Origin of the sequence: Mycolicibacterium canariasense (assembly GCF_002101555.1) — a bacterium.
Lineage (GTDB): Bacteria > Actinomycetota > Actinomycetes > Mycobacteriales > Mycobacteriaceae > Mycobacterium > Mycobacterium canariasense.
Genome location: NZ_LQOL01000058.1, coordinates 144,755 through 166,156, shown reverse-complemented (window position 1 = coordinate 166,156; position 21,402 = coordinate 144,755). Strand labels below are relative to the sequence as shown.

Genomic DNA, 21,402 nt, shown 5'->3' with positions numbered 1-21,402 from the left:
GCGAACGACTACCCTGGCCGCATGCGGATGGCAGTGCTGGTGGTGGCGTCCGCCCTGCTCGCGGGATGCTCGCAGGATATGAGGGGTGCCGCGGTGTCCGCCCCACCGCCGCTGACGGCCGTCACCCCGGGCACTTCCCGTCCGGCGCCGACCGGTCCCCCGGCGACGTCGTCGGCCGCGCCTCATGCGCCGTCGGCCGGTGCGCCGATCGCCGATGTGGCCCGGTGGGTGGATGCGGGCACGGCGGTGCCGGCCGCAAAATTCGGCTCCACCACCCGCGACGGTGTCAGCACCGATGTGCAGGGTGTCGCCTTCACCACCGAGACGGTCAGTTGTATCAGCAGCGCCCAGTACAACGACGGTGCGTTGGCCTGCCTGGTGAAACTGACCAACCCGCCACCGAAACCCCCCGACGCCTACACGATGTGGAAGGGCAATTGGGTGGACTTCGACGGCACCAGCGTGAATATCGGCTCGCTGCACGGTGATCCGGGGCCGTTCGGAAACGGCAGTGGGCCCCGGCTGGGCGCCGGCGAGACGGTGAAGTTCGGCGACTTCGCCTGCCGCGCCGACGGTGACGCGGTGGTGTGCGTGAACTACGCCCGCCGGACGGCGGCCCGGATGCGACCCGCCGGAGTGGACGGGTTCGGCTGCCTGGCGCCGGCGCAGGCCCCGCCCGATATCGGGATCAGGCTGTCCTGCTGACCGGTGGTGCCCGGCCGCCCGGATGCTGCACTGACCCTCCGGTGCTGAATTCTCTTGTAGTGCAGGTGCTTTCGTAGTCATTTCGAGTGAGAGGCCGGACACGAGCGATGACCCCGGCACCATGGTTGCCGGGGCCATCGCCTCGCGCGGTCAGCCGAACCGGGTGGTGCCGGTGACGAGTTGTCCGGTCACTTCGCGTCCGTTGATCCGCGAGCTCAGCGTGTTGTTGGCCAATTTCACGGACTGGTCGGCCTGTTGCAGCTTGCGCTTGTTGCGGACCTGCGCCTGGAACTGAGCGGCATTGAGCTGCTGCAGTTCGGCCTGCTCGAAATCGCGGCCGGTGATGCCCCCGTTGAACTGCACGCCGGTCACCGATCCGTCGGGCCGCACGATCCACGAAGCGCGGACACCGTCGAGCGCTGCGGAGTACATGCCGGCCGGTGCGGAGACGGGTGCGGCGGTGAAGTCGTAGGTGATGCCGTTCATGGTCAGCGACCCCTTGACGTCGGAGCCGGTGAACGACGCGTCGAGGGTGTCCCGGAACTTGGAGGTGATGTCGATGCTGCCGGCGGTCTGATTGCCGAAGAACCAGGCCTCGTCGTCGACGCCGTTGCAGGCGTAGGCGGTCACCGAGTCGCCGTCGACGGAGATGCCGATCGCCATCTTCTTGCCGTCCTTCACGGTGTCGGCCATGTAGCGGGCCGACTGCGGAAACGGTGTCGCACTGGGCGACGATGCTGCGGTGGCCGCGCTGGATCCGGCCTGGGTGGGCGCGCCACCGGAGCAGGCCACGGTGCCCAATGCGAGCATCGCGGCGGCGCCGGCGAAAAGGATGCGGGTGAACTTTGTCATGCGATCAGCATGGTCGCCGACACGCAGCCGCACTTGGAGATTCCGTGGAGATTGCGCGGAGAACGGCCGGTTTCAGCGCCAACCGTCGGCGGCCTTGGCGGCCTCGACCAGCACGTCACACAGGGCGCGGAGCTCGGAACCCTGCGCCCCCTCCGCGACGGCGGTGGCGATGTCCTCGGCCGCGCAGCGCACTTGGTACACCCGGTCGGCCAGATCGGCGGCCTCGTCGGCCGTCAACACCACCGCGTCGGGCGCCAGCGATGTGCCCTTGACCTGTGCGCGCTGTTCATAGGCACGCTGCCGGCAGGACTGCCGGCAATACTGCCGACGGCGCCCCATGCCGGCGTCGGCGACCTCCCGGCCGCACCAGCGGCAGGGCTGCGGGCGGGTTCGGCGGCGCGTCGGGGAGGGCACGGCTGCGGTCACGACACACGACTGTAGACCTGCGCGGGCGGCGTCCCCGGTAGCGGCGCGGGGCAGGCGGTATCCTGGTAGGTCGAGTCGGGAACTTCGCGGGCAGCATCCGCGTTGAAACTGCGGACGAAATTCAGCCGGTAAGAGGAGTGTGGACGATGGCCGACCGTGTCCTGCGAGGCAGTCGCCTCGGAGCAGTGAGCTACGAGACCGATCGTAACCATGACCTGGCGCCCCGTCAGGTCGCGCGTTACCGCACCGAGAACGGCGAGGAATTCGACGTTCCCTTCGCCGACGACGCCGAGATCCCCGGCACCTGGCTGTGCCGTAACGGCCTGGAAGGGACCCTCATCGAGGGTGACGTGCCCGAGCCCAAGAAGGTGAAGCCGCCCCGCACGCACTGGGACATGCTCTTGGAGCGCCGCTCGGTCGAGGAACTCGACGAACTGCTCAAGGAGCGCCTGGAGATCATCAAGACCCGTCGCCGCGGGTCCTGAATCACGGTGAGACGTGCCCGTCCCGAACCGGGGCGGGCACGATCACTCCGTTCGCTCAGCGCGTGACACCGCGGGCGCGGTCCAACCGCCCCCGGATGCCCCATTCGGCGACCTTCGACATCGCCTCGCGGATATTCGATCCGCTCATCTTCGATACGCCCAGTTCCCGTTCGGTGAACGTGATGGGTACCTCTACGACGGTGAATCCGGCGTTGATCGCGCGCCAGGTCAGGTCGATCTGGAAGCAGTAACCCCTCGACTCCACCGCGGCCAGGTCGATCTTCTCCAGCACCTCGCGGCGGTAGGCGCGGTACCCGGCGGTGATGTCGTTGATATCCACCCCGAGCAGCACCCGCGAATAGGTGTTGGCCGTCCGGGACAGCGCCAGCCGGCGCCACGGCCAGTTGCGCACCGTCCCGCCCGGCACATACCGCGAACCGATCACCAGATCGGCGCCGGCGTCGACCGCTTCGAGCAGGCGGCTGAGCTCCTCGGGGGCATGGCTGCCGTCGGCATCCATCTCCACCAGCACCGAGTACTCCCGGCTCAGACCCCAGGCGAACCCGGCGAGGTAAGCCGCACCCAGTCCGTCCTTGCTGATTCGGTGCATCACGTGCACCCGGTCGGGGTCGGCGAGGGCCAGTTCGTCGGCGAGCTGGCCGGTGCCGTCGGGGCTTCCGTCGTCGACCACCAGCACATGCACGTCGGGCCGGGCGGCGTGTACGCGACGCACGATCAGTGGGAGGTTCTCCCGCTCGTTGTACGTCGGGATGATCACCAGCGTGCGCCGGCTCGGCGACGCCGGAACGCCCGGTCGGTCCGCTCCTGCCCCAGGAGTGGTCATGTGCTTCCCTTGTCCTCACTGCCCGCGTCGGGCTTCTCCGAACTGCCCGCGTCGGGCTGTCCTGCTGTGCCCGCGTCGGGCAAATCCGAGCCGGCGGAGGCGGCCGTCCGGCGCCTTCGCACGAAGCTCCCATTGTGCAGCATGGCCGCGATCACAGCGGCAACGCCGATCACGATCAGTCCGATCTGGATGGCCGGGCCCCACACGGTGGCGACGGTCAGACCGGATTTCAGCCGCACCGAGGTGTCCAGATAGGCCGGTTCGAAGAACTTCGTCCGGGCCAGCTCCCGCCCGTCGGGTGCGATCACGGCGCTGATCCCGGTGGTTCCGGCCACCACGACGTAGCGATCGTGCTCGACCGCCCGCAGCCGGGCGAATGCCAGCTGCTGAGCGCTCATCGCCTCGTCGAAGGTGGCGTTGTTGGTGGGCACGGTGAGCAGTTGCGCGCCGTTGCGCACGGCCTCGCGTGCGGCCCGGTCGAAGATGACCTCCCAGCAGGTGGTGACGCCGATCGGGACGCCGGCCGCCTGCACCACGCCGTCCCCGGCGCCCGGCACGAAGAACCCGGCACGGTCGGCATAGGACGAGATGTGGCGGAAGAAGCTGCGCCACGGCAGGTACTCGCCGAACGGCTGCACGATCTTCTTGTCATGCCGTTGACCGGGACCGGTGACGTCATCCCAGACCATCACGGTATTGGTCGCCGCCGGATTCTCCGGGGTGTAGCCGGGCGCCCGCAGCACGGTGCCGACCAGAATCGGTGCATGTACGGCCCGCGCGGCCTGGGCGATCTCGGCACCGGCGTCGGCGTTGAGCAACGGGTCGATATCCGAGGAGTTCTCCGGCCAGACCACCACCATGGGCTGCGGCGCGCGGCCGGCCTGGACATCGGCCGCCAGCCGCAGTGTCTCGGAGACGTGGTTGTCCAGCACGGCGCGGCGTTGCGCGTTGAAATCCAGCCCCAGTCGCGGCACGTTGCCCTGCACCGCGGCCACGGTGATCGAAGGTTGGGTGCCGGCCCCGGCCCCGGCCTGACGCACCGCCGGCCACACCAGCGCGGTGCCGAGCAGCACCACGCAGATGCACACCCCGGGCAGCACGACCTCGGGTCGCGCGGCGTCGGTCATGGTGGCCGCGTGATCGGGGTGGCTGTGCCGCCACCACAGCACGATCTCCAGGCCGATGGCGGTCAGGCTGAACCCGACCAACGCCACGGCGACCGACACCAGCGGTGCGCCGCCGATCTGGGCCAGCGGTAGCAGCGGGCCTCCGGCTTGGCTGAAGCCGACGACACCCCAGGGGAAGCCACCGAACGGCACCACCGATTTCAGCCACTCGCCGACCGCCCACTCGGCGGCGAACCACACCGGCCAGCCGGGCAGGCCCCGAACCAGCACGGCCAGCAGCCCGAACAGCGCAGGGAAGAGTGCCTGGAGCAATGCCAGGGCCAGCCAGGGCAGGGTGCCGACGAGGTTGCCGATCCACGGCAGCAGTGGAATGTAGAAGGCCAACCCGAACACCAGGCCGTAGCCGAACCCACCGGCCCGGGTGGTCGGCGTGCGGGTCAGCACCCAACCCAATGCCGCCAGGGCCAGGAACGCGCAGTACCACCATCCCCACGGCGGGAAGCTCACACACATCAGCGCGCCCGCGAGCACCGACACCACCAGGCGTGTCAGCCGGGGCATCAGTGTCCGGCGCAGCCGCTCACCGAACCGGGCCAGCCGACCAGGGCCGGCGGGCTCCGCCTCGGGGGTGGTTTCCGGCTCGGTGTCCGTTTCGGGTCCGGTGTCGGTGTCGGGCTCGGCGTCAGCCATACAGCACCACGCCGCGGTGGACGGTGCGCAGGCAGCGCGGCGAACGGTCGGGTGTCAGCCGCGGCAGTGCGGGCACCCGTGACCGCGGGTCGGTGGACCAGCGCTGGACGGCGTCGGCCGCCGGGGCACTCACCTCGAGATCACCGGCGTCCCAGATGGCGTAGGAGGCGGGCGCGCCCGGGACCAGCGTGCCGGTCACCCCGTCGCGGACCCCCGCTGCCCGCCAGGCGCCCCGTGTGGCGGCGGCGAACGCCGCGCGTGCCGAGACCGCGCTGCCGGGGGTGCGATGTTCGGCCGCGGCCCGCACGGATTGCCACGGGTCCAGCCCGGTGACCGGGCTGTCGGATCCGAAGGCGAGCGGCACGCCTTGGGATGCTAACAGCGCGAAGGGGTTGAGTTTGCCGGCTCGGTCAACCCCGAGCCGCTGCGCATACATGCCCGTCGGCCCGCCCCACAGGTCGTCGAAGTTGGGTTGCATGCTCGCGATGACACCCCAGCGGCCGAGCCGTTCGGCCTGATCGGGCTCGACCATCTCCAGATGCTCGAGCCGGTGCCCACAGCGGGCCACCGCCGGCCCGCCGAACCGGTCGGCCACCACCTGCAGCGCGTCGGTGACGGTCGCGACGGCGGCGTCGCCGATGACGTGGAACCCGGCGGTGATCCCCGCCTCGGTGCAGGCCAGCAGGTGCGCGGTGACCGCGTCGGCGTCCAGGTAGGTGTTGCCGCAGGTGTGCGGGGCGTCCGTGTACGGCTGGTGCAGCCAGGCGGTCCGCGAGCCGAGCGCGCCGTCGACGAACAGGTCGCCGGCCAGCCCGCGGGCGCCGGTGCGCTGGACGAGGTCGCGGGCCTGTCCTACCGACCCCACCGCTTCGCCCCAGTAACCGACGACTTCGACACCGTGGTCCAGGGCGTGCAGCGCCTGCCAGTCGTCCAGCCCGCCGATGTCGGGTCCGGCGCATTCGTGCACGGCGGCGATCCCGAGCGCGGCGGCGGTATCCAGGGCGGCACGTTGCGCGGCCTGGCGCTGCGCCGGTGTCAGCAGGTCACGGGCCGCGGCCCGTACGGCGTGGTGGGCATCGGCGGTCAGTGGCCGCTGCGGATGGAATCCGGTCGCGGCCGCCAGTTCGGCGACCGTCCCGCGCAACCCGGTCGAGGCGACCGCGGAGTGCACGTCGACCCGGCTCAGGTAGGCGGGCCGCTGCCCCAGGACGGTGTCGAGTTCTGCGGTGGCCGGCGGCTCCGGCTCGGGCCAGCCGGTCTCGTCCCAGCCGTGTCCCCAGACGATGCCGTCCGGATGGGTCGCGGCGTAGTCGGCGACCAGCTGCAGGCAGTGCTCGCGCGAGCGCGCCGAGCGGAGGTCCAGACCGGTCAGGGCCAACCCGGTGGCTGTCACGTGGACGTGGCTGTCGACGAACGCCGGTGCGACGAAGGCACCGTCCAGATCGACCGACTCGGTGTGCGGGAATTCGCTACGGGCGGCGTCGTCGGACCCGAGCCACACCACCATCCCGTCGCGCACGGCCATGGCCGTGGCATCGGGGGCGGCCGGGCTGTACACACGCCCGTTGAGCAGAAGTGTGGTCACGAGGGACAAACAGTAGTCGGCGCTCAGACCTGCCGAGGCGGCAGCGGCGCCGGGGTGACCACCTCGTCCACCACGTCGATGACCTCGCCGTCGACGTAGTCACCGCGTTTGTGGGTGGTGGTTGTGGTGCTGCTGAACACCATGACCGGCACCGCGCGGTTCAGCTGTCGGTTGACCAATCGGGTGGCCAGCGGTCGCGCCGCCGCTCGGGTCGGCGGCAGCAGCAGCAGCGCACCGACGACGGAGCTGGCCAGACCCGGTATGACGACCAGTACCGTGCCCAGCGCGACGAGCAGGCTGTCGGTGGCCAGCGACGGATCGCCGGTCCTGGTGTTCACCGCGCCCCGCAGGCGTGCCAGCTGACGGGTCAACTGGGCGCCGGCCAGCGCCAGGCCGAGGCCGAACGCGGCCAGCAGCGCCAGTACCGTCCAGCCGAACCCGATGGTCGAGATCAGGCCCACGACGACCGCCAGTTCGACGAGGACGTAGACGAGGAACAGTCGTGATGCCATACCGGGTCAACGCGTGGGACGGCGCTCGGGTTCCTGGATCGCTACGGGGCCTGGTGGGCGGCGTCGAGGGGGCGGATCTCGATGGCGGCGTGCACTTTGCCGATGCCACCGCGCAGGATCGCCTGCGGGATCCACCACCAGGCGTGCCACCAGTACCGTCTGGTCACCATGTCGAAGACCCGCCGGGTCTCGGACTTGGGCAGGTTGCGGGCCACCGCCTCGACGGGTTCGCCTTTGACCTTTCCCAGCACCCCACATTTCTGGATGGTCACTCGCGGGGTGTTGTTGATCCGCTTGGTTTTCCACGAGCCGTCGTCGGTGCTGATCAGCAGCTTGCCCTCATGCGGCACGCCCCACACCGGGGTGGGTTTGGGGCGGCCGTCCTTGGTGAAGGTGGTCAGCAGCAGGTACTGCTCGCGATAGACGTCGTCGAATGTCGGGGCCATGGATCTGTCCACCTCCTGTGCGGATCTGTACGGCTCAGAAGACCACGGTTTCGTTGTCGTGGCGCAGGATGCGGTCTTGGCAGTGCCACAGCACCGCCCGCGACAGCACCGCCCGTTCGACGTCGGCGCCGAGGCGGACCAGGTCTTCGACGGTGTGCGTGTGGTCCACCCGCACCACGTCCTGCTCGATGATGGGGCCCTCGTCCAGATCGGCGGTCACGTAATGGGCGGTCGCCCCGACCAGTTTGACGCCGCGCTCCCTGGCCCGCCGGTAGGTGTTCGCACCGACGAAAGCGGGCAGGAACGAGTGATGGATGTTGATCAGCGGGCAGCCGATCGCGTCCAGGAATTCCGGGGTGACGATCTGCATGTAGCGCGCCAGCACCACCAGGTCGACATTGCCCTTGAGCAGTTCCAGTTGCCGCTGTTCGGCCTCGGCCCGGGTGTCGCGGGTGGCCGGGATGTAGACGAACGGCACGTTGAAGGCGCGTACTTGTTCGGCCAGTTCGGGGTGGTTGGCGATCACCACCACCACGGTCATGTCGAGCTCGCCGCGGCGGTTGCGCCACAGCAGGTCCAGCAGGCAATGGTCGGCGGTCGAGGCCATGATGGCCACCCGTTTGGGTTTGGCCGCCTCGGTGAACCGGTAGTCGATGTCGAATTCGGCTGCCAGCGCGGCGAACTCGCGTTCCAGCTCCGGTGCCGCCGCGGGCAGTCCGGGCAGGTGAAAGACGGTGCGCTGCAGGAATGTTCCGCCCTCGGACTCGGTGGAATCCTGGTCCAGCGAGATGATGTTGGCGCCCGAGCGGGTCAGGAAGGTCGAGACCGCCGCAACGATGCCGGACCGGTCCGGGCAGGTCAGCAGCAGCCGGCCGATATCGGTCTGTCGGGCCGTGGCGGGTCTAGACGGCTGCACGGAGTTCCAGGCCGACATTGTTCTTCATGCCGCCACGGAGCTTGGAGAACAGGTTGAAGGTCTTGCCGAGCAGCCCGTAGCGCGCGCCGATGGCGTCGTACACCCGGCCCACCTCGGACTGGTCCAGGATGGCGGCGGTGGCCTCCACGGCCTCGCTCTTGGGGTTACCCCGGCGATCGCAGACCGCCACCGTGACCCGCGGGGTATTGCGGATCCGCTTGACCTTCCATGACTTTCCCTGGGTGATGACCAGCAGCCGGTCCCCGTCCGGGGCCGCCCAGATGGCGGTCGGCTTGGGCCTGCCATCCTTGGTAAAGGTGGTCAGCAGGATGTACTCGGCCTTGGCGACATCGGCGAATGTGAGAGCCATGGTGTGAATCTAGCCTTCCAGATCGCCTTCGGTCTCCAGCAGCACCTGCCGCAGACGGTCCAGGGTGTCGGCTTCCGGCTGCGACCACATCCCCCGGCCGGCCGCCTCGAGCAGCCGCTCGGCCATCCCGTGCAGCGCCCACGGATTCGACTCCGTCATGAACTTGCGGTTTTCCGGGTCGAGAACATAGGAGGCCGAGAGTTGTTCGTACATCCAGTCGGACATGACGTGCGCGGTGGCGTCGTAGCCGAACAGGTAGTCGACGGTGGCCGCCATCTCGAAGGCGCCCTTGTAGCCGTGCCGGCGCATGGCGTTGATCCAGCGCGGGTTGACCACACGGGCCCGGAACACCCGGGTGGTCTCCTCGCTGAGGGTGCGGGTGCGCACCGCATCGGGGCGGGTGTTGTCGCCGATGTAGGCGGCCGGGTCCGCACCCGTGAGCGCCCGCACGGTGGCGATCATGCCGCCGTGATACTGGAAGTAGTCGTCGGAGTCGGCGATGTCGTGTTCGCGGGTGTCGGTGTTCTTGGCCGCCACCGCGATCCGGCGATACGCCTTGTTCATGTCGTCGGCCGCCGGCGCGCCGTCGAGGTTGCGACCGTAGGCGAATCCGCCCCAGGCCGTGTACACCTGTGCCAGGTCGTTGTCGTCACGCCAGTTGCGGCTGTCGATCAGCTGCAGCAGGCCCGCCCCGTAGGTACCCGGTTTGGAACCGAAAATCCTTGTGGTGGAGCGCCGTTCGTCGCGGTGCTCGGCGAGGTCGGCCTGGCTGTGCGCCCGCACGTAGTTGTCCTCGGGCGCCTCGTCCAGGCCGGCGACCAGCCGGACCGCGTCGTCGAGCATGGTGACCACGTGCGGGAAGGCGTCCCGGAAGAAGCCGGAGATGCGCACGGTCACGTCGATGCGGGGCCGGCCCAGTTCGGCGAGCGAGATCGGTTCCAGGCTCACCACCCGGCGCGACGCGTCATCCCACACCGGCCGAACACCGAGCAGCGCAAGCACTTCGGCGATATCGTCGCCGGAGGTCCGCATCGCGGAGGTGCCCCACACCGACAGCCCGACCGAAGCCGGCCAGCGGCCGTAGTCGGTGCGGTACCGCTCCAGCAGCGAATCGGCCATGGCCACACCGGTTTCCCAGGCCAGCCGGGACGGCACGGCCTTGGGATCCACCGAGTAGAAGTTGCGCCCGGTCGGCAGCACGTTGACCAAGCCGCGCAACGGCGAGCCCGACGGGCCGGCCGGAATGTAATGCCCGTCCAATGCCCGCAGCACCGCGTCGATCTCGCCGGCGGTGCCGCGCAGCCGGGGCACCACCTCGTCGGCGGCGAACCGCAGGATGTCCGCGACGACCGGGTCGTCGGTCAGCCCGTCGACGGCGGCGCTGTCCCAGCCGCTGTCCTGCAGGGCTGCGACCAGTTCGCGGGCCCTGGCCTCGACGGCGTCGACACGGGCCAAGGCCTCGCTGCCGTCCTCGGCCAGGCCCAGCGCCTGGCGCAGGCCCGGCACGGTCTGCTCGCCGCCGAACAGTTGCCGGGCCCGCAGGACGGCCAGCACCAGGTCGAGTTCGGCCTCGCCGGCGGGTGCCTGACCGAGGATGTGCAGGCCGTCGCGGATCTGCACATCCTTGATCTCACACAGCCAGCCGTCGACGTGCAGCAGCATGTCGTCGAAGGAATCCTCGTCCGGCCGATCCTCCAGACCCAGGTCGTGGTCCATCTTCGCCGCGCGCATCAGCGTCCAGATCTGCTGGCGGATGGCCGGAAGTTTCGCCGGGTCCAGGGCGGACACGGCGGAGTGCTCGTCCAGCAGCTGCTCCAGCCGGGCGATATCGCCGTAGGTCTCGGCGCGGGCCATCGGCGGGATGAGGTGGTCGACCAGGGTGGCGTGGGCACGGCGCTTGGCCTGGGTGCCCTCCCCCGGATCGTTGACCAGGAACGGGTAGATCAGTGGCAGGTCGCCCAGGGCGGCGTCGGGACCGCAACCGGCACTGAGACCAAGCGTCTTACCGGGCAGCCATTCCAGGTTGCCGTGCTTGCCCAGGTGCACCACGGCGTCCGCGCCGAAATGTGTGTCGATCCACCGGTAGGCCGCCAGGTAGTGATGGCTGGGCGGCAGGTCGGGGTCGTGGTAGATGGCCACCGGGTTCTCACCGAACCCGCGGGGCGGTTGCACCAGCAGCACGGTGTTGCCCGATTGCATGGCGGCGATGACGATCTCGCCCTCGGGATGACGGCTGCGGTCGACGAAGAGTTCGCCCGGCGGCGGGCCCCAGTGCCGCACGATCGCGTCGGCGAAGTCGTGGGGCAGCGTCGCGAACCACTTCGCGTAGTCGGCGGCCGAGACGCGGATCGGGTTGGCTTCCAGGGCCTCCGGCGTGAGCCAGTCGGCGTCCTGTCCCCCGCGTTCGATGAGCGCATGCACCAGCGCGTCGCCGTCGCCTGCGTCCACCCCCGGGACGTCGCCGATGTCGTAGCCCTTCTCGCGCATGGCGCGCAACAGGGCCACCGCGCTGGCCGGGGTGTCCAGCCCGACGGCGTTGCCGATGCGGGCGTGTTTGGTGGGGTACGCCGAGAACACCAGGGCCACCCGCTTGTCCGCGGGCGCGATGTGACGCAGCCGCGCATGCCGGACCGCCAGGCCGGCGACGCGCGCACATCGCTCCGGATCGGCGGCGTAGGTGATCAGGCCCTCGTCGTCGATCTCCTTGAAGGAGAACGGGACCGTGATGATGCGGCCGTCGAACTCGGGCACCGCCACCTGGGTCGCGACGTCCAACGGGGACAGGCCGTCGTCGTTGTCCGACCAGCGGGACCGGGAGCTGGTCAGGCACAGCCCCTGCAGGATCGGGATGTCCAGGGCGGCAAGGTGGGCGACGTTCCAGCTGTCGTCGGATCCACCCGCTGCCGCCGCCGCGGGCGTGGCCCCGCCTGCGGCCAGCACCGTGGTGACGAGCGCGTCGGCGGTGCCGAGCAGTTGCAGTAGTTCGGGTTCGGCGGTGCGCAGGGAGGCGCAGTAGACCGGCAGCGCCGTACCGCCTGCGGCGTCGATGGCGTCGCACAGCGCCTCGACGTAGCCGGTGTTGCCGGCCAGGTGTTGCGCCCGGTAGTACAGCACCGCCACGGTCGATGAGCGCTCGCGCGAAGAGCATGTGGCTGCACCCGTTGCGTCGGTGGTCCGTTCGAGCACCCCCCAGGTGGGGACGGACAGCGGCGGCTCGAAGCCGAACCCGGTCATGAGCAGGGTGTCGGACAGGAAGGCGTGCAGCCCGCGCAGGTTGGCCGTGCCGCCCTGGGCCAGATAGATGTGCGCCTGCACCGCGACCCCGGCGGGCACGGTGGAATGTCGCATCAGTTCGGCGTCGGGGGTCTGTTCACCCGACAGCACGATGGTCGGCACGCCGCTGGCGACGACGGTGTCGATCCCGTGCTGCCAGCTGCGGTACCCGCCGAGGATGCGCACGACGGCGATATCGATCCCGTCGAGCAGGCCGGCCAGCTCCCGCTCGAGCTCGTCGTCGACCAACCGCGACGGGTTGGCCCACCGATAGTCGGCCCCGGACGCGCGGGCGGTGATCAGATCGGTGTCGGATGTCGACAACAGCAGTACGGACGGCACCGTCTATTCGTACCGCACGTACCGGGTGCTCAGGTGAGCGCCGTCAGCGGTCCGAACGGCTCCAGCGGCCGTACCACGAATCCCGGTACGGTGTCACGAGGGCGCCGAACACCAACGCGACGCCGATTCCGATGGCAATGAGTGACGCCATTGTTCGCCCCTTTCTTCTGGCTGAAATCTACTTCCCCGGACCGCCGGTACCGGGTTTCTGTGCCGGACGAGACAGCCCGCGCGCCGACGTGAGCCACATCACAGAACCGCCCGCGGAATGCCCGTTGAACTGCTGTTCGGATCGGCGCGCGTGTGGACGGCGTCCGGTTGTCCGCCGATCTGGATCAGGTGTCGGACAACAACCGCGAGTACCGCGCCGAGTCCGTGTCCGAGTACTTCGAGACCGGGCACCCGGTGGTGCGGGTGCACCCCGAGACCGGCAAGCGGGTGCTGCTGGGCCACTTCGTCAAACGGTTCCGCGGACTCGGCACCACCGAGTCGGCGACCCTGTTCGCTCTGCTGCAGGCTCGAGTCACCAAGCTGGAGAACACCGTTCGGTGGACCTGGACGCCGGACGTGCACGGGTAGTCCAGTCGGGTGGTGGCCGGGGACCCGTCGCGATACTCCGCGGTGGTGACGCCGGTGCCGCTGGCCGGCTGAGTGGCTACAGCCGCTTCATCTCCCGTGACAGCAGCGCGTCTTCGAGGAATTCGTACCGTTTGCACTCGTGGTGTTCACGCCGTTCATAAGCCGCATGGAGCTTTGCTGTGGTTGCGCGTGCCGCGTCACTGACCAGGTGGATGCTGGGGTGAGGTAGGCGGATGGCCAAGCTGGTCATGTCGATCACTTCCCGTCAACATTTGCCCAAACTGCGGGCATGCCCCGAATCTAGAAGCGCGGGGGCCTGGCCGATTGCGTAGGCGGGTACCTGTTCTGCGGTCCCGTGCCGCCACCCCTACGCAGGCCGTACGGTTGGTGCATGATCCGGGTCCGTGACGACGACGCGTGCCCCGGCGCGCTGCAGGTGCACCGGGCCGCCGACGGTGCGCTGATCCGCATCCGGCTGCCCGGGGGTGCGATCACGGCCGCGCAGCTGATCGCACTCGCGCAGGCCGCCGATCAGTTCGCCTCGCCGGCAATGGAACTCACCTCGCGCGGCAATCTGCAGATCCGCGCCATCACCGATACCGATGCGGTGGCGGCCGCCGTCGCCGCGTCCGGGCTGCTGCCCTCGCCCACCCATGAGCGGGTCCGCAACATCGTGGCCTCGCCGCTTTCCGGCCGCAGCGGGGGCCGCGCCGACGTCCGGACCCTGGCGGCCGAATTGGATGCGGCGCTGTGCGACTCGCCCGACCTGGCCGCGTTGCCGGGCCGCTTCCTGTTCGCCCTCGACGACGGCCGCGGCGACGTGGCCGGGCTGGGACCCGACGTCGGCGTGCACGCCGACGGTGCCGACAGCTTCGCGGTGATCCTGGCCGGCCGGGACAGCGGAGTGCGCATCGCGCCCGCGGAGACGGTTGCGACGCTGCTCTCGGTCGCCCGCCGGTTCGTCGGGATCAGGGGCACCGCATGGCGAGTGAGCGAACTGCCCGACCCCGCCGTGCTGCTCGACGGTGCCGCGACCGGCCCGCGTTATCCGGCGATATCGTGCCCACCGGTTGGCTGGATCACCCAGGACGACGGGAACGTCAGCCTGGGCGCGGTGGTGCCGCTGGGCGTGCTGCGCGCCAGGGTCGCCGAATACCTGGCCGCCATCGAGGCGCCGGTGCTCATCACGCCATGGCGATCGGTGCTGATCTGCGATCTCGACGAGAGCGTGGCCGACACGGCGCTGCGGGTGCTGGCCCCGCTGGGTCTGGTGTTCGACGAGAACTCGCCGTGGCTGCGGGTCAGCGCCTGTACCGGACGACCGGGATGTGACAAATCTCTCACTGATGTGCGCTCGGATGCCGCGGCGGCGCTCCACGACGGGGCGCCCGGCGTACATCGGCATTTCGTTGGCTGCCCACGGGCCTGTGGCAGTCCGGCGGGCGCGCAGGTGCTGGTGGCCACCGGGAACGGCTACCAGGGGCGTCACCCGTAGGGTGATCTGGTGCTCGACTACGTCCGCGACGCCGCGGAGATCTACCGGCAATCGTTTGCGACCATCCGCGCCGAGGCCGACCTGACCCGGTTCCCCGCGGAGATCGCGCGTGTCGTCGTCCGCCTGATCCACACCTGCGGCCAGGTCGATCTCGGTGAGCATGTGGCGTTCAGCCCCGATGTCGTCACCCGGGCCCACGCCGCCCTGGCCGCCGGCGCGCCCATCCTCTGTGACTCCTCGATGGTGGCCGCCGGTATCACCCGGTCGCGGCTGCCCGCCGACAACGAGGTGGTGTCGTTGGTCGCCGACCCGCGCGCGCCGGCACTGGCGGCCACGTTGGGCAGCACCCGGTCCGCCGCCGCGGTGGACCTGTGGGCCGACCGCCTCGACGGCGCCGTGCTGGCCATCGGCAACGCGCCGACGGCACTGTTCCGGCTGCTCGAGCTGATCGACGAGGGCGCCCCGACGCCCGCCGCGGTGCTCGGCGGACCCGTCGGGTTCGTCGGATCGGCGCAGTCCAAGGATGAGCTGATCGCCCGCCCGCGCGGGATGTCCTATCTGGTGGTGACGGGCCGCCGAGGCGGCAGTGCAATGGCCGCCGCGGCGGTGAATGCGATTGCGAGCGAACACGAATGAGCGAAGGCAAAGGCATCCTCTACGGCGTGGGCCTGGGCCCCGGTGACCCGGAGCTGGTCACCGTCAAGGCGGCGCGGCTGATTGCGGCCGCCGACGTGGTGGCCTATCACAGCGCCCGGCACGGCCGCAGCATCGCGCGGCGTATCGCCGAGCCGTATCTGCGCGCCGGCCAGCTCGAGGAGCACCTGGTGTACCCGGTGACCACCGAGACCACCGAACATCCGGGTGGTTACGCCGGGGCGATGGAGGATTTCTACACCCAGGCCGCCGACCGCATCGCCGCCCACCTGGACGCCGGGCGCGACGTCGCCCTGCTCGCCGAGGGCGATCCGCTGTTCTACAGCTCCTATATGCACATGCACAACCGACTCACCGAACGGTTCGACGCCGTGATCGTGCCCGGCGTGACGTCGGTGAGCGCGGCGTCGGCTGCCACCGGCACCCCACTGGTGCAGGGCGACGAGGTGCTGACCATCCTGCCGGGAACGTTGCCGGCCGCCGAACTGACCCGGCGGCTGGCCGATACCGACGCCGCCGTGATCATGAAGCTGGGCAAGTCATATCCCGAAGTGCGGCAGGCACTTTCGGCCACCAAGAGCCTCGATCGGGCGTTCTACGTGGAGCGGGCCAGCACCGAGCAGCAACGGGTGCTCGCTGCCGGGGACGTCGACGACGCATCGGTGCCGTACTTCTCGATCGTCATGCTGCCCGGTGAGGCGGCGCAGCCGCGGCACGGTAGCTCTCCCGTCGCTTCGCTCGCCCCGGGTCACTCCCCCGTCGCTTCGCTCGCCCCGGGTCACTCCCCCGTCGCTTCGCTCGCCCCAACGCCGACGCCGACGCCGACGCCGAAAGGCAGCGTCGCGGTGGTCGGGCTCGGCCCCGGCGACCTGGACTGGATCACCCCGCAGACGCGCCGCGAGCTGGCCAAGGCCACCGATCTCATCGGGTACTTCCCCTATCTGGAGCGGGTGGGCGTGCGCACCGGGCAGACCCGCCATCCCAGCGACAACACCGACGAACCGGCGCGGGCCCGGCTGGCCTGCGAGTTGGCCCAGCAGGGCAAGGCCGTGGTGGTGGTCTCCTCCGGTGACCCCGGCGTCTTCGCCATGGCCACCGCCGTATTGGAGGAAGCCAAGGCCTGGCCGGACGTGCCGGTGCGGGTGATTCCGGCAATGACGGCCGCGCAGGCGGTCGCCAGCCGGGTCGGTGCACCGCTGGGGCACGACTATGCCGTGATCTCGCTGTCGGATCGACTCAAGCCGTGGGAGATCATCGCCAAGCGGATCAGCGCGGCCGCGGCGGCCGATATGGCCATCGCCGTCTACAACCCGGCATCCAAGACGCGTACCTGGCAGGTCGGTGCGATGAAAGAGCTGCTGCTCGGGCACCGCGACCCGGCGACGCCCGTGGTGATCGGCAGGGATGTCGCGGGCCCGCAGGAGAACGTGCGGGTGGTGACACTCGGGAAGCTCGATCCCGCCGAGATCGACATGCGCTGCATGTTGATCATCGGCTCGTCGCAGACGCAGTGGCACGGTGACCGGGTGTTCACGCCCCGCTACTACCCCGGCTGACGCTGCTCGACGATCGTTGACACGCGTCAGTACCCGGCTTAGGGTCCGCGCATGATCCCGCGGACGCCCGGTGACGTGACGGCGGACTGGCTCACCGGTGTTCTGGGTGCCGAGGTACAAGCGGTCCGGGTGACGCCGATCGGGACCGGTCAAACCGGTGCGACCTACCGGTTGACGGTCGAGTACACCGACGAGACCGGGCTGCCCGCCAGCTTTGCGGTCAAGCTGCCGGCCCAGGACGACACCGTGCGCGACCGCGTCGCGATCGGCTATCGGTCCGAACACGCCTTCTACAACGACATCGCCGACCTGGTCTCGGTGCCGGTGCCGCAGAGCTACTACTGCGAGATCGAGGACGACGGCGCCGAATTCGTGCTGCTGCTGGCCGATCTGGCTCCGGCCCGGCAGGGCGACCAGATTGCCGGTTGCTCGGCCGGGGACGCGCTGCTGGCGGTGCGGGCGCTGGCCGGCTTGCACGCGCCCAGTTGGTGTGACCCGAAGTGGACCGACTTCCCCGGAATCGCGATGCCGCGGCCGGACAGCGCGATGGCCTCCGGGATGGGTGAGGTCGCCACCATGGCCAGCGGGATCACAGTGGAGAAGCTGGGCCCGCGGCTGAGCGCCGTCGACCGGGAGACGCTGGAAGCGGCGCTGAGCATGGTGACGCCGTGGCTGCTGGCCGAACCCGAACGGTTCGCGCTGTTGCACGGCGACTACCGGCTGGACAACATGCTCTTCGATCCCGGTCACACCGCTGTGACCATCGTGGACTGGCAGACGCTGGGGTCCGGTCTGCCGGCCAGAGACCTGGCCTACTTCACCGGCACCAGTCTGGATCCCGACGTGCGCGCGCACGCCGAGGCGCAGCTGGTGGATGCCTACCACGCCGAGTTACTGAGCCTGGGGGTCACCGGCTACGACCGCGAAACCTGTTGGCGTGATTACCGTCTGGGCATGCTGCAGGCGCCGCTGATCATCGCGTTCGGCACCGCGTTCGCCGCCGCGACCGACCGCGGCGACGAGATGATGCTCGTGATGGCGAAGCGTTCCTGCGCGGCCATCCGCGAACTCGATACGTTCGCCCTCATCTAGGACGACAGGCCGGCCAGCCAAGCCACCGCCTGCTCGACGGTGGCCACGGTGTGCACCCCGGCCGGTAGGGCGGGCCGGTCCACCATGACGATCGCGACGTCCGCGGCCTCGGCGGCCCGAATCTTGGCCTCGGTCATGGCACCGCCACTGTTCTTGGTGACCAGTGCATCGATCCGGTGGTCGCGCAGCAGCGCGAGTTCGCCGTCATAGTCGTACGGTCCGCGCGACAACAGCAGTCGATGATCGGGCGGCAGCGTCGCGGGCTCCGGTGCGGTGACGGCACGGATCAGAAACCACGCGTTCACCCCGGCGAACGCCGCCGTGCCGGACCGGCCCGTCGTCAGGAAAACCCTCGAAAAGCCGTGTTGGACAACGGTTTGTGCGGCCTCGGTATCCGAACCCACCACGATGGCCCTGCCGGTGGGCCAGGCCGGACGGGCCAGGACCAGGTGCGGCACGCTGGTTTCGGCACACGCCTGGGCGCCGTGGGCGGTGATGGTCGCGGCAAAGGGGTGGGTGGCGTCGACCACGGCGTCCACCCCGGTCTCGCGCAGCCAGTGCACCAGCCCGGCGGTGCCGCCGAACCCGCCGACCCGCACCTCGCCCACCGGCAGCGCCGGATCCGGGACCCGGCCGGCCAGTGAACTGATCACCTGCACGCGCGGGTGCAGCGCGGCGGCCAACGCCCTGGCTTCACCGGTGCCGCCCAGGATGAGCACCCGCACTAGTGCCGGCTCCCGCGTCGTCGGCCCGCCGAATACAGGTAGCTGTCGGTGAATCCCTCCGCGGCCAGCACATCGCCGACGAAGATGACCGCGGTCTTGGTGATCCCCGCGTCGCGCAGCTGTCCGGCGATCTCCCCCAGCGTGCTGCGCAGCACCTGCTGGGTCGGCCAGCTGGCGAACGCCACCACCGCGCACGGGGTATCGGTGGTGTAGCCGCCCGCGGTGAGGTCGGCGACGATGGTCTCGATCTGTGCAGCCGCCAGGTGCAGCACCAGCGTGGCCCCGGGTGCCGAGAGCGTGCGCAGGTCCTCTCCCGGCGGCATCGCCGTCGACAGCGTCGCCACCCGGGTCAGGGTGACGGTCTGCGAGACACCGGGAACCGTCAGCTCACGCCCGAGCACCGCCGCCGCGGCGGCGAAGGCCGGTACGCCGGGCACGATCTCGTACTCGACACCCTGGGCGTCCAGGTGGCGGCACTGCTCGGCGAGCGCACTGTAGATCGACGGGTCACCGGAATGCAGCCGCGCGACGTCGAGACCCGCGCGGTCGGCGGCCACCAATTCGTCGATGATCTGGGCCAGCGTGAGGGGGCCGGTGTCGACGATCCTGGTGCCCGGCGCGCAGTACCCGAGCAGGTCGGCGGGCATGATCGAGCCGGCGTAGAGACACACCGGGCAGTTCTGCAGCAGGCGTTGCCCGCGCACGGTGATCAGGTCGGCCGCACCGGGGCCGGCACCGATGAAGTAGACCGTCACGGCTTGCTCACCGACCACTGGGTCACCGGGTAGGCCGGCCGGAAGCCGGTGAACCCGCCCACGGGCTCTCCTCGGTAGTGCTGGAACCGGTGCAACTGTCCACCTAACGTCGAATACCACTGGATGACAACGGCTTCTGATTCCGCGGTGACCACGTTGGCCACCAGGCGGCCGCCCGGCGCCAGGTGTTCGAAGCACCCGTCGAGCAAGCTTGGTGTGGTGATGCCGCCACCGACGAACACCGCCGACGGGGCCGGTGCGTCGCCGAAATCGTCGGGCGCCGCCCCGCGGATGTCGATGCCGACACCGAAGGCGCGCGCATTGGCGGCGATGCGGTCACGGCGCTGCGGATCCCGCTCGAACGCCACCGCCCGCAGACCGGACCCGCTGCGGCACCATTCGACGGCGATGCTGCCCGACCCGGAGCCGACATCCCACAACAGTTCACCCGGCCGCGGGCCGAGCGCAGCCAGCGTGACCGCACGGATGCCCTGCTTGGTGATCTGCCCGTCGTGGGCCAGCTGGCTGTCGGGCAATGTGTGAAGCCGCCGGTCGTCGGGCAGGTAGCGCACCGCGATCACGTTGAGGTCGTCCACGGTGTCGGCGAACCGTTCGGCCGGCGCGTGCCGCACCCGTTCCCGCGGCCCGCCGAGCTGCTCCAGCACCGTGAATTCCGATGCACCGCGGCCGGTTTCGGTGAGCAGGCGGGCCAGTGCCGCGGGTGTGTCCCCGTCGCGGCTGAGCACCACCGCCTGCCCGCCCCGGCGCACCGCGGTGACGGGGTCGGCCGTGACCAGGCTGATCACCTCGGTGTCCTGCACCGACCACCCGAGCCGGGCGCAGGCCAGCGTCACCGACGACACGTGCGGCAGCACCCGGACCGCCGTGGCGCCGAAGATGCGAACCAGGGTGGCGCCGATACCGTGCAGCATGGGGTCACCGGAGGCCACCACGTGTGCGGTGTCGAGCCCGTCGAACAGGGTGGGCAGCGCCGGCAGCATGGGCGACGGCCACTCCCGGCGTTGCCCTGTGATGCTGTCGTCGAGTAGCCCCAGCTGCCGCGATGCGCCGTAAATGACGGTGGCCCTGCGTAATTCGGCGGCGGATGCCGGTGAAAGCCCGGCCATCCCGTCGGCGCCGATGCCGACGACGACAACCCTCATCGCTTCAACCTGCGCCAGACGGCCCGCGGCACCAGCCGCGTCGCGAAGATCAGCGGCCGGATCGCCCCCGGCACCCACACCGCGCCCTTGCCCCGGGCCAGCGCCCGGGCGGTCGCCTCGGCCACCTGACCGGGCGTGCTGGCCAGCGGGGCCGGCTCCATGCCCGCGGTCATGTGACCGATCACGAATCCGGGACGCACGATCAGCACGTGGACGCCGGTGCCGTGCAACGCATCGGCCAGGCCACTGGCGAACCCGTCCAGGCCGGCCTTGGCCGACCCGTAGACGTAGTTGGCGCGACGCACCCTGGCGCCGGCGATCGACGAGAACACCACCAGCCGTCCGCTGCCGCGGGCCCGCATCGCCGCGGCCAGCACGGTGAGCAGGCTCACCTGAGCCACGTAGTCGGTGTGCACGACGGCCACCGCGTGCGCCGGATCCGCTTCCGCGCGCTGCTGGTCCCCGAGCACACCGAACGCCAGCACCGCGGTGCCGATCGGACCGACCTCGGCCTCGATCGCGGCGACCAGCGCCGGATGCGCGGCGGTGTCGTCGGCATCGAACTCACGCACCTGGACGTCGGTAGCCCCGGCCGCCTCGAGCGCGGTGATCTGCTCGCCGAGGTGGTCGGCGCGCCGCGCGGCCAGCACCACGGTGTTGCCGGGTGCCAGCCGTGTGGCCAGCTCCAGGCCGATCTCACTGCGGCCGCCGAAGATCACCACGGGACCCGAGGTGGCCCGCCGGGTCGCTTCGCTCTCCCCCGCAAGCGGGAGGTGTCCCCAGGCCGCCGGTGTGTCCTTCATGGCAGCG

21 protein-coding genes and 1 pseudogene are annotated in these 21,402 nt (G+C 70.1%); 7 read left to right on the top strand and 15 right to left on the bottom strand.

The window, feature by feature from the left end:
- The first annotated feature begins 21 nt into the window (after positions 1-21).
- Entirely contained in the window at positions 22-705 is a 684-nt protein-coding gene (locus tag AWB94_RS20740) for a hypothetical protein (protein ID WP_062657103.1), read from the top strand.
- Between the two features lie 150 nt (positions 706-855).
- On the opposite strand, the gene AWB94_RS20735 is transcribed toward AWB94_RS20740, so the two are convergent.
- Entirely contained in the window at positions 856-1,557 is a 702-nt protein-coding gene (locus AWB94_RS20735; RefSeq protein WP_062657246.1) for a hypothetical protein, read from the bottom strand.
- A gap of 72 nt (positions 1,558-1,629) precedes the next feature.
- The gene (locus AWB94_RS20730; RefSeq protein ID WP_062657104.1) at positions 1,630-1,983 is read right to left on the bottom strand and encodes a hypothetical protein; all 354 of its coding nucleotides are present in this window, start codon (positions 1,981-1,983) and stop codon (positions 1,630-1,632) included.
- Positions 1,984-2,129: 146 nt separating this feature from the next.
- On the opposite strand from AWB94_RS20730, the gene AWB94_RS20725 reads away from it, so the two are divergent.
- The gene (locus AWB94_RS20725; protein WP_024454873.1) at positions 2,130-2,468 is read left to right on the top strand and encodes an RNA polymerase-binding protein RbpA; all 339 of its coding nucleotides are present in this window, start codon (positions 2,130-2,132) and stop codon (positions 2,466-2,468) included.
- 55 nt (positions 2,469-2,523) lie between these two features.
- On the opposite strand, the gene AWB94_RS20720 is transcribed toward AWB94_RS20725, so the two are convergent.
- The 8 genes from AWB94_RS20720 to cobN are packed head-to-tail and all read right to left on the bottom strand — an operon-like array spanning position 2,524 to position 12,573.
- On the bottom strand, positions 2,524-3,312 hold the full coding sequence (locus AWB94_RS20720) for a polyprenol monophosphomannose synthase (protein ID WP_062657105.1): 789 nt from the start codon (positions 3,310-3,312) through the stop codon (positions 2,524-2,526).
- Positions 3,309-5,129, bottom strand: coding sequence for an apolipoprotein N-acyltransferase (gene lnt, locus AWB94_RS20715; protein ID WP_084395182.1), 1,821 nt, complete (start codon positions 5,127-5,129; stop codon positions 3,309-3,311). The genes AWB94_RS20720 and lnt overlap by 4 nt, the downstream gene beginning before the upstream one ends.
- Complete coding sequence (locus tag AWB94_RS20710; RefSeq protein ID WP_062657106.1) at positions 5,122-6,714, bottom strand: amidohydrolase; 1,593 nt, start codon at positions 6,712-6,714, stop codon at positions 5,122-5,124. Before AWB94_RS20710 ends, lnt begins: the two co-directional genes overlap by 8 nt.
- A gap of 23 nt (positions 6,715-6,737) precedes the next feature.
- A complete protein-coding gene (locus tag AWB94_RS20705; protein WP_062657107.1) occupies positions 6,738-7,226 on the bottom strand; it encodes an FxsA family protein in 489 nt (162 codons plus the stop codon).
- Between the two features lie 41 nt (positions 7,227-7,267).
- A complete protein-coding gene (locus tag AWB94_RS20700; protein ID WP_062657108.1) occupies positions 7,268-7,672 on the bottom strand; it encodes a PPOX class F420-dependent oxidoreductase in 405 nt (134 codons plus the stop codon).
- Between the two features lie 34 nt (positions 7,673-7,706).
- Positions 7,707-8,588: a formyltetrahydrofolate deformylase gene (purU, locus tag AWB94_RS20695; protein WP_234811817.1), complete on the bottom strand. Its 882-nt coding sequence runs from the start codon at positions 8,586-8,588 to the stop codon at positions 7,707-7,709.
- On the bottom strand, positions 8,575-8,958 hold the full coding sequence (locus tag AWB94_RS20690; protein ID WP_062657110.1) for a PPOX class F420-dependent oxidoreductase: 384 nt from the start codon (positions 8,956-8,958) through the stop codon (positions 8,575-8,577). Before AWB94_RS20690 ends, purU begins: the two co-directional genes overlap by 14 nt.
- Positions 8,959-8,967: 9 nt before the next feature.
- On the bottom strand, positions 8,968-12,573 hold the full coding sequence (gene cobN, locus AWB94_RS20685) for a cobaltochelatase subunit CobN (RefSeq protein WP_062657111.1): 3,606 nt from the start codon (positions 12,571-12,573) through the stop codon (positions 8,968-8,970).
- 333 nt (positions 12,574-12,906) lie between these two features.
- On the opposite strand from cobN, the pseudogene AWB94_RS36140 reads away from it, so the two are divergent.
- Positions 12,907-13,224 (top strand): annotated as a pseudogene (locus AWB94_RS36140) (TauD/TfdA dioxygenase family protein); the annotation flags it as partial.
- Positions 13,225-13,228: 4 nt separating this feature from the next.
- On the opposite strand, the gene AWB94_RS20675 reads toward AWB94_RS36140, so the two are convergent.
- Positions 13,229-13,411, bottom strand: a complete 183-nt coding sequence (locus tag AWB94_RS20675) for a hypothetical protein (protein WP_062657113.1) — start codon at positions 13,409-13,411, stop codon at positions 13,229-13,231.
- 132 nt (positions 13,412-13,543) lie between these two features.
- Between AWB94_RS20675 and cobG the strand changes: the two genes are divergently transcribed.
- Genes cobG through AWB94_RS20655 form a run of 4 tightly spaced genes read left to right on the top strand, consistent with a single transcriptional unit; the run spans position 13,544 to position 17,949 of the window.
- Positions 13,544-14,647 carry a precorrin-3B synthase gene (gene cobG / locus AWB94_RS20670; protein ID WP_062657114.1) on the top strand — a complete coding sequence of 368 codons (1,104 nt, stop codon included), beginning with the start codon at positions 13,544-13,546 and terminating at the stop codon, positions 14,645-14,647.
- 9 nt (positions 14,648-14,656) lie between these two features.
- The gene (locus AWB94_RS20665) at positions 14,657-15,283 is read left to right on the top strand and encodes a precorrin-8X methylmutase (protein ID WP_062657115.1); all 627 of its coding nucleotides are present in this window, start codon (positions 14,657-14,659) and stop codon (positions 15,281-15,283) included.
- Positions 15,280-16,857, top strand: a complete 1,578-nt coding sequence (locus tag AWB94_RS20660) for a precorrin-2 C(20)-methyltransferase (RefSeq protein WP_062657116.1) — start codon at positions 15,280-15,282, stop codon at positions 16,855-16,857. Before AWB94_RS20665 ends, AWB94_RS20660 begins: the two co-directional genes overlap by 4 nt.
- Positions 16,858-16,908: 51 nt before the next feature.
- Entirely contained in the window at positions 16,909-17,949 is a 1,041-nt protein-coding gene (locus tag AWB94_RS20655; RefSeq protein ID WP_062657117.1) for a phosphotransferase family protein, read from the top strand.
- Here the strand turns inward: AWB94_RS20655 and AWB94_RS20650 are convergent.
- From AWB94_RS20650 to AWB94_RS20635, 4 genes are read right to left on the bottom strand one after another with little or no spacing between them, the layout of a single operon-like run.
- The gene (locus tag AWB94_RS20650) at positions 17,946-18,674 is read right to left on the bottom strand and encodes a cobalt-precorrin-6A reductase (protein ID WP_062657118.1); all 729 of its coding nucleotides are present in this window, start codon (positions 18,672-18,674) and stop codon (positions 17,946-17,948) included. The genes AWB94_RS20655 and AWB94_RS20650 overlap by 4 nt on opposite strands.
- Positions 18,674-19,429 (bottom strand): precorrin-4 C(11)-methyltransferase, encoded by a 756-nt coding sequence (gene cobM / locus AWB94_RS20645; protein WP_062657249.1) that lies wholly within the window; start codon positions 19,427-19,429, stop codon positions 18,674-18,676. The genes AWB94_RS20650 and cobM overlap by 1 nt, the downstream gene beginning before the upstream one ends.
- The gene (locus AWB94_RS20640) at positions 19,426-20,592 is read right to left on the bottom strand and encodes a bifunctional cobalt-precorrin-7 (C(5))-methyltransferase/cobalt-precorrin-6B (C(15))-methyltransferase (RefSeq protein WP_062657119.1); all 1,167 of its coding nucleotides are present in this window, start codon (positions 20,590-20,592) and stop codon (positions 19,426-19,428) included. The genes cobM and AWB94_RS20640 overlap by 4 nt, the downstream gene beginning before the upstream one ends.
- On the bottom strand, positions 20,589-21,395 hold the full coding sequence (locus AWB94_RS20635) for a decaprenylphospho-beta-D-erythro-pentofuranosid-2-ulose 2-reductase (protein ID WP_084395183.1): 807 nt from the start codon (positions 21,393-21,395) through the stop codon (positions 20,589-20,591). The genes AWB94_RS20640 and AWB94_RS20635 overlap by 4 nt, the downstream gene beginning before the upstream one ends.
- Between the last annotated feature and the right edge of the window lie 7 nt (positions 21,396-21,402).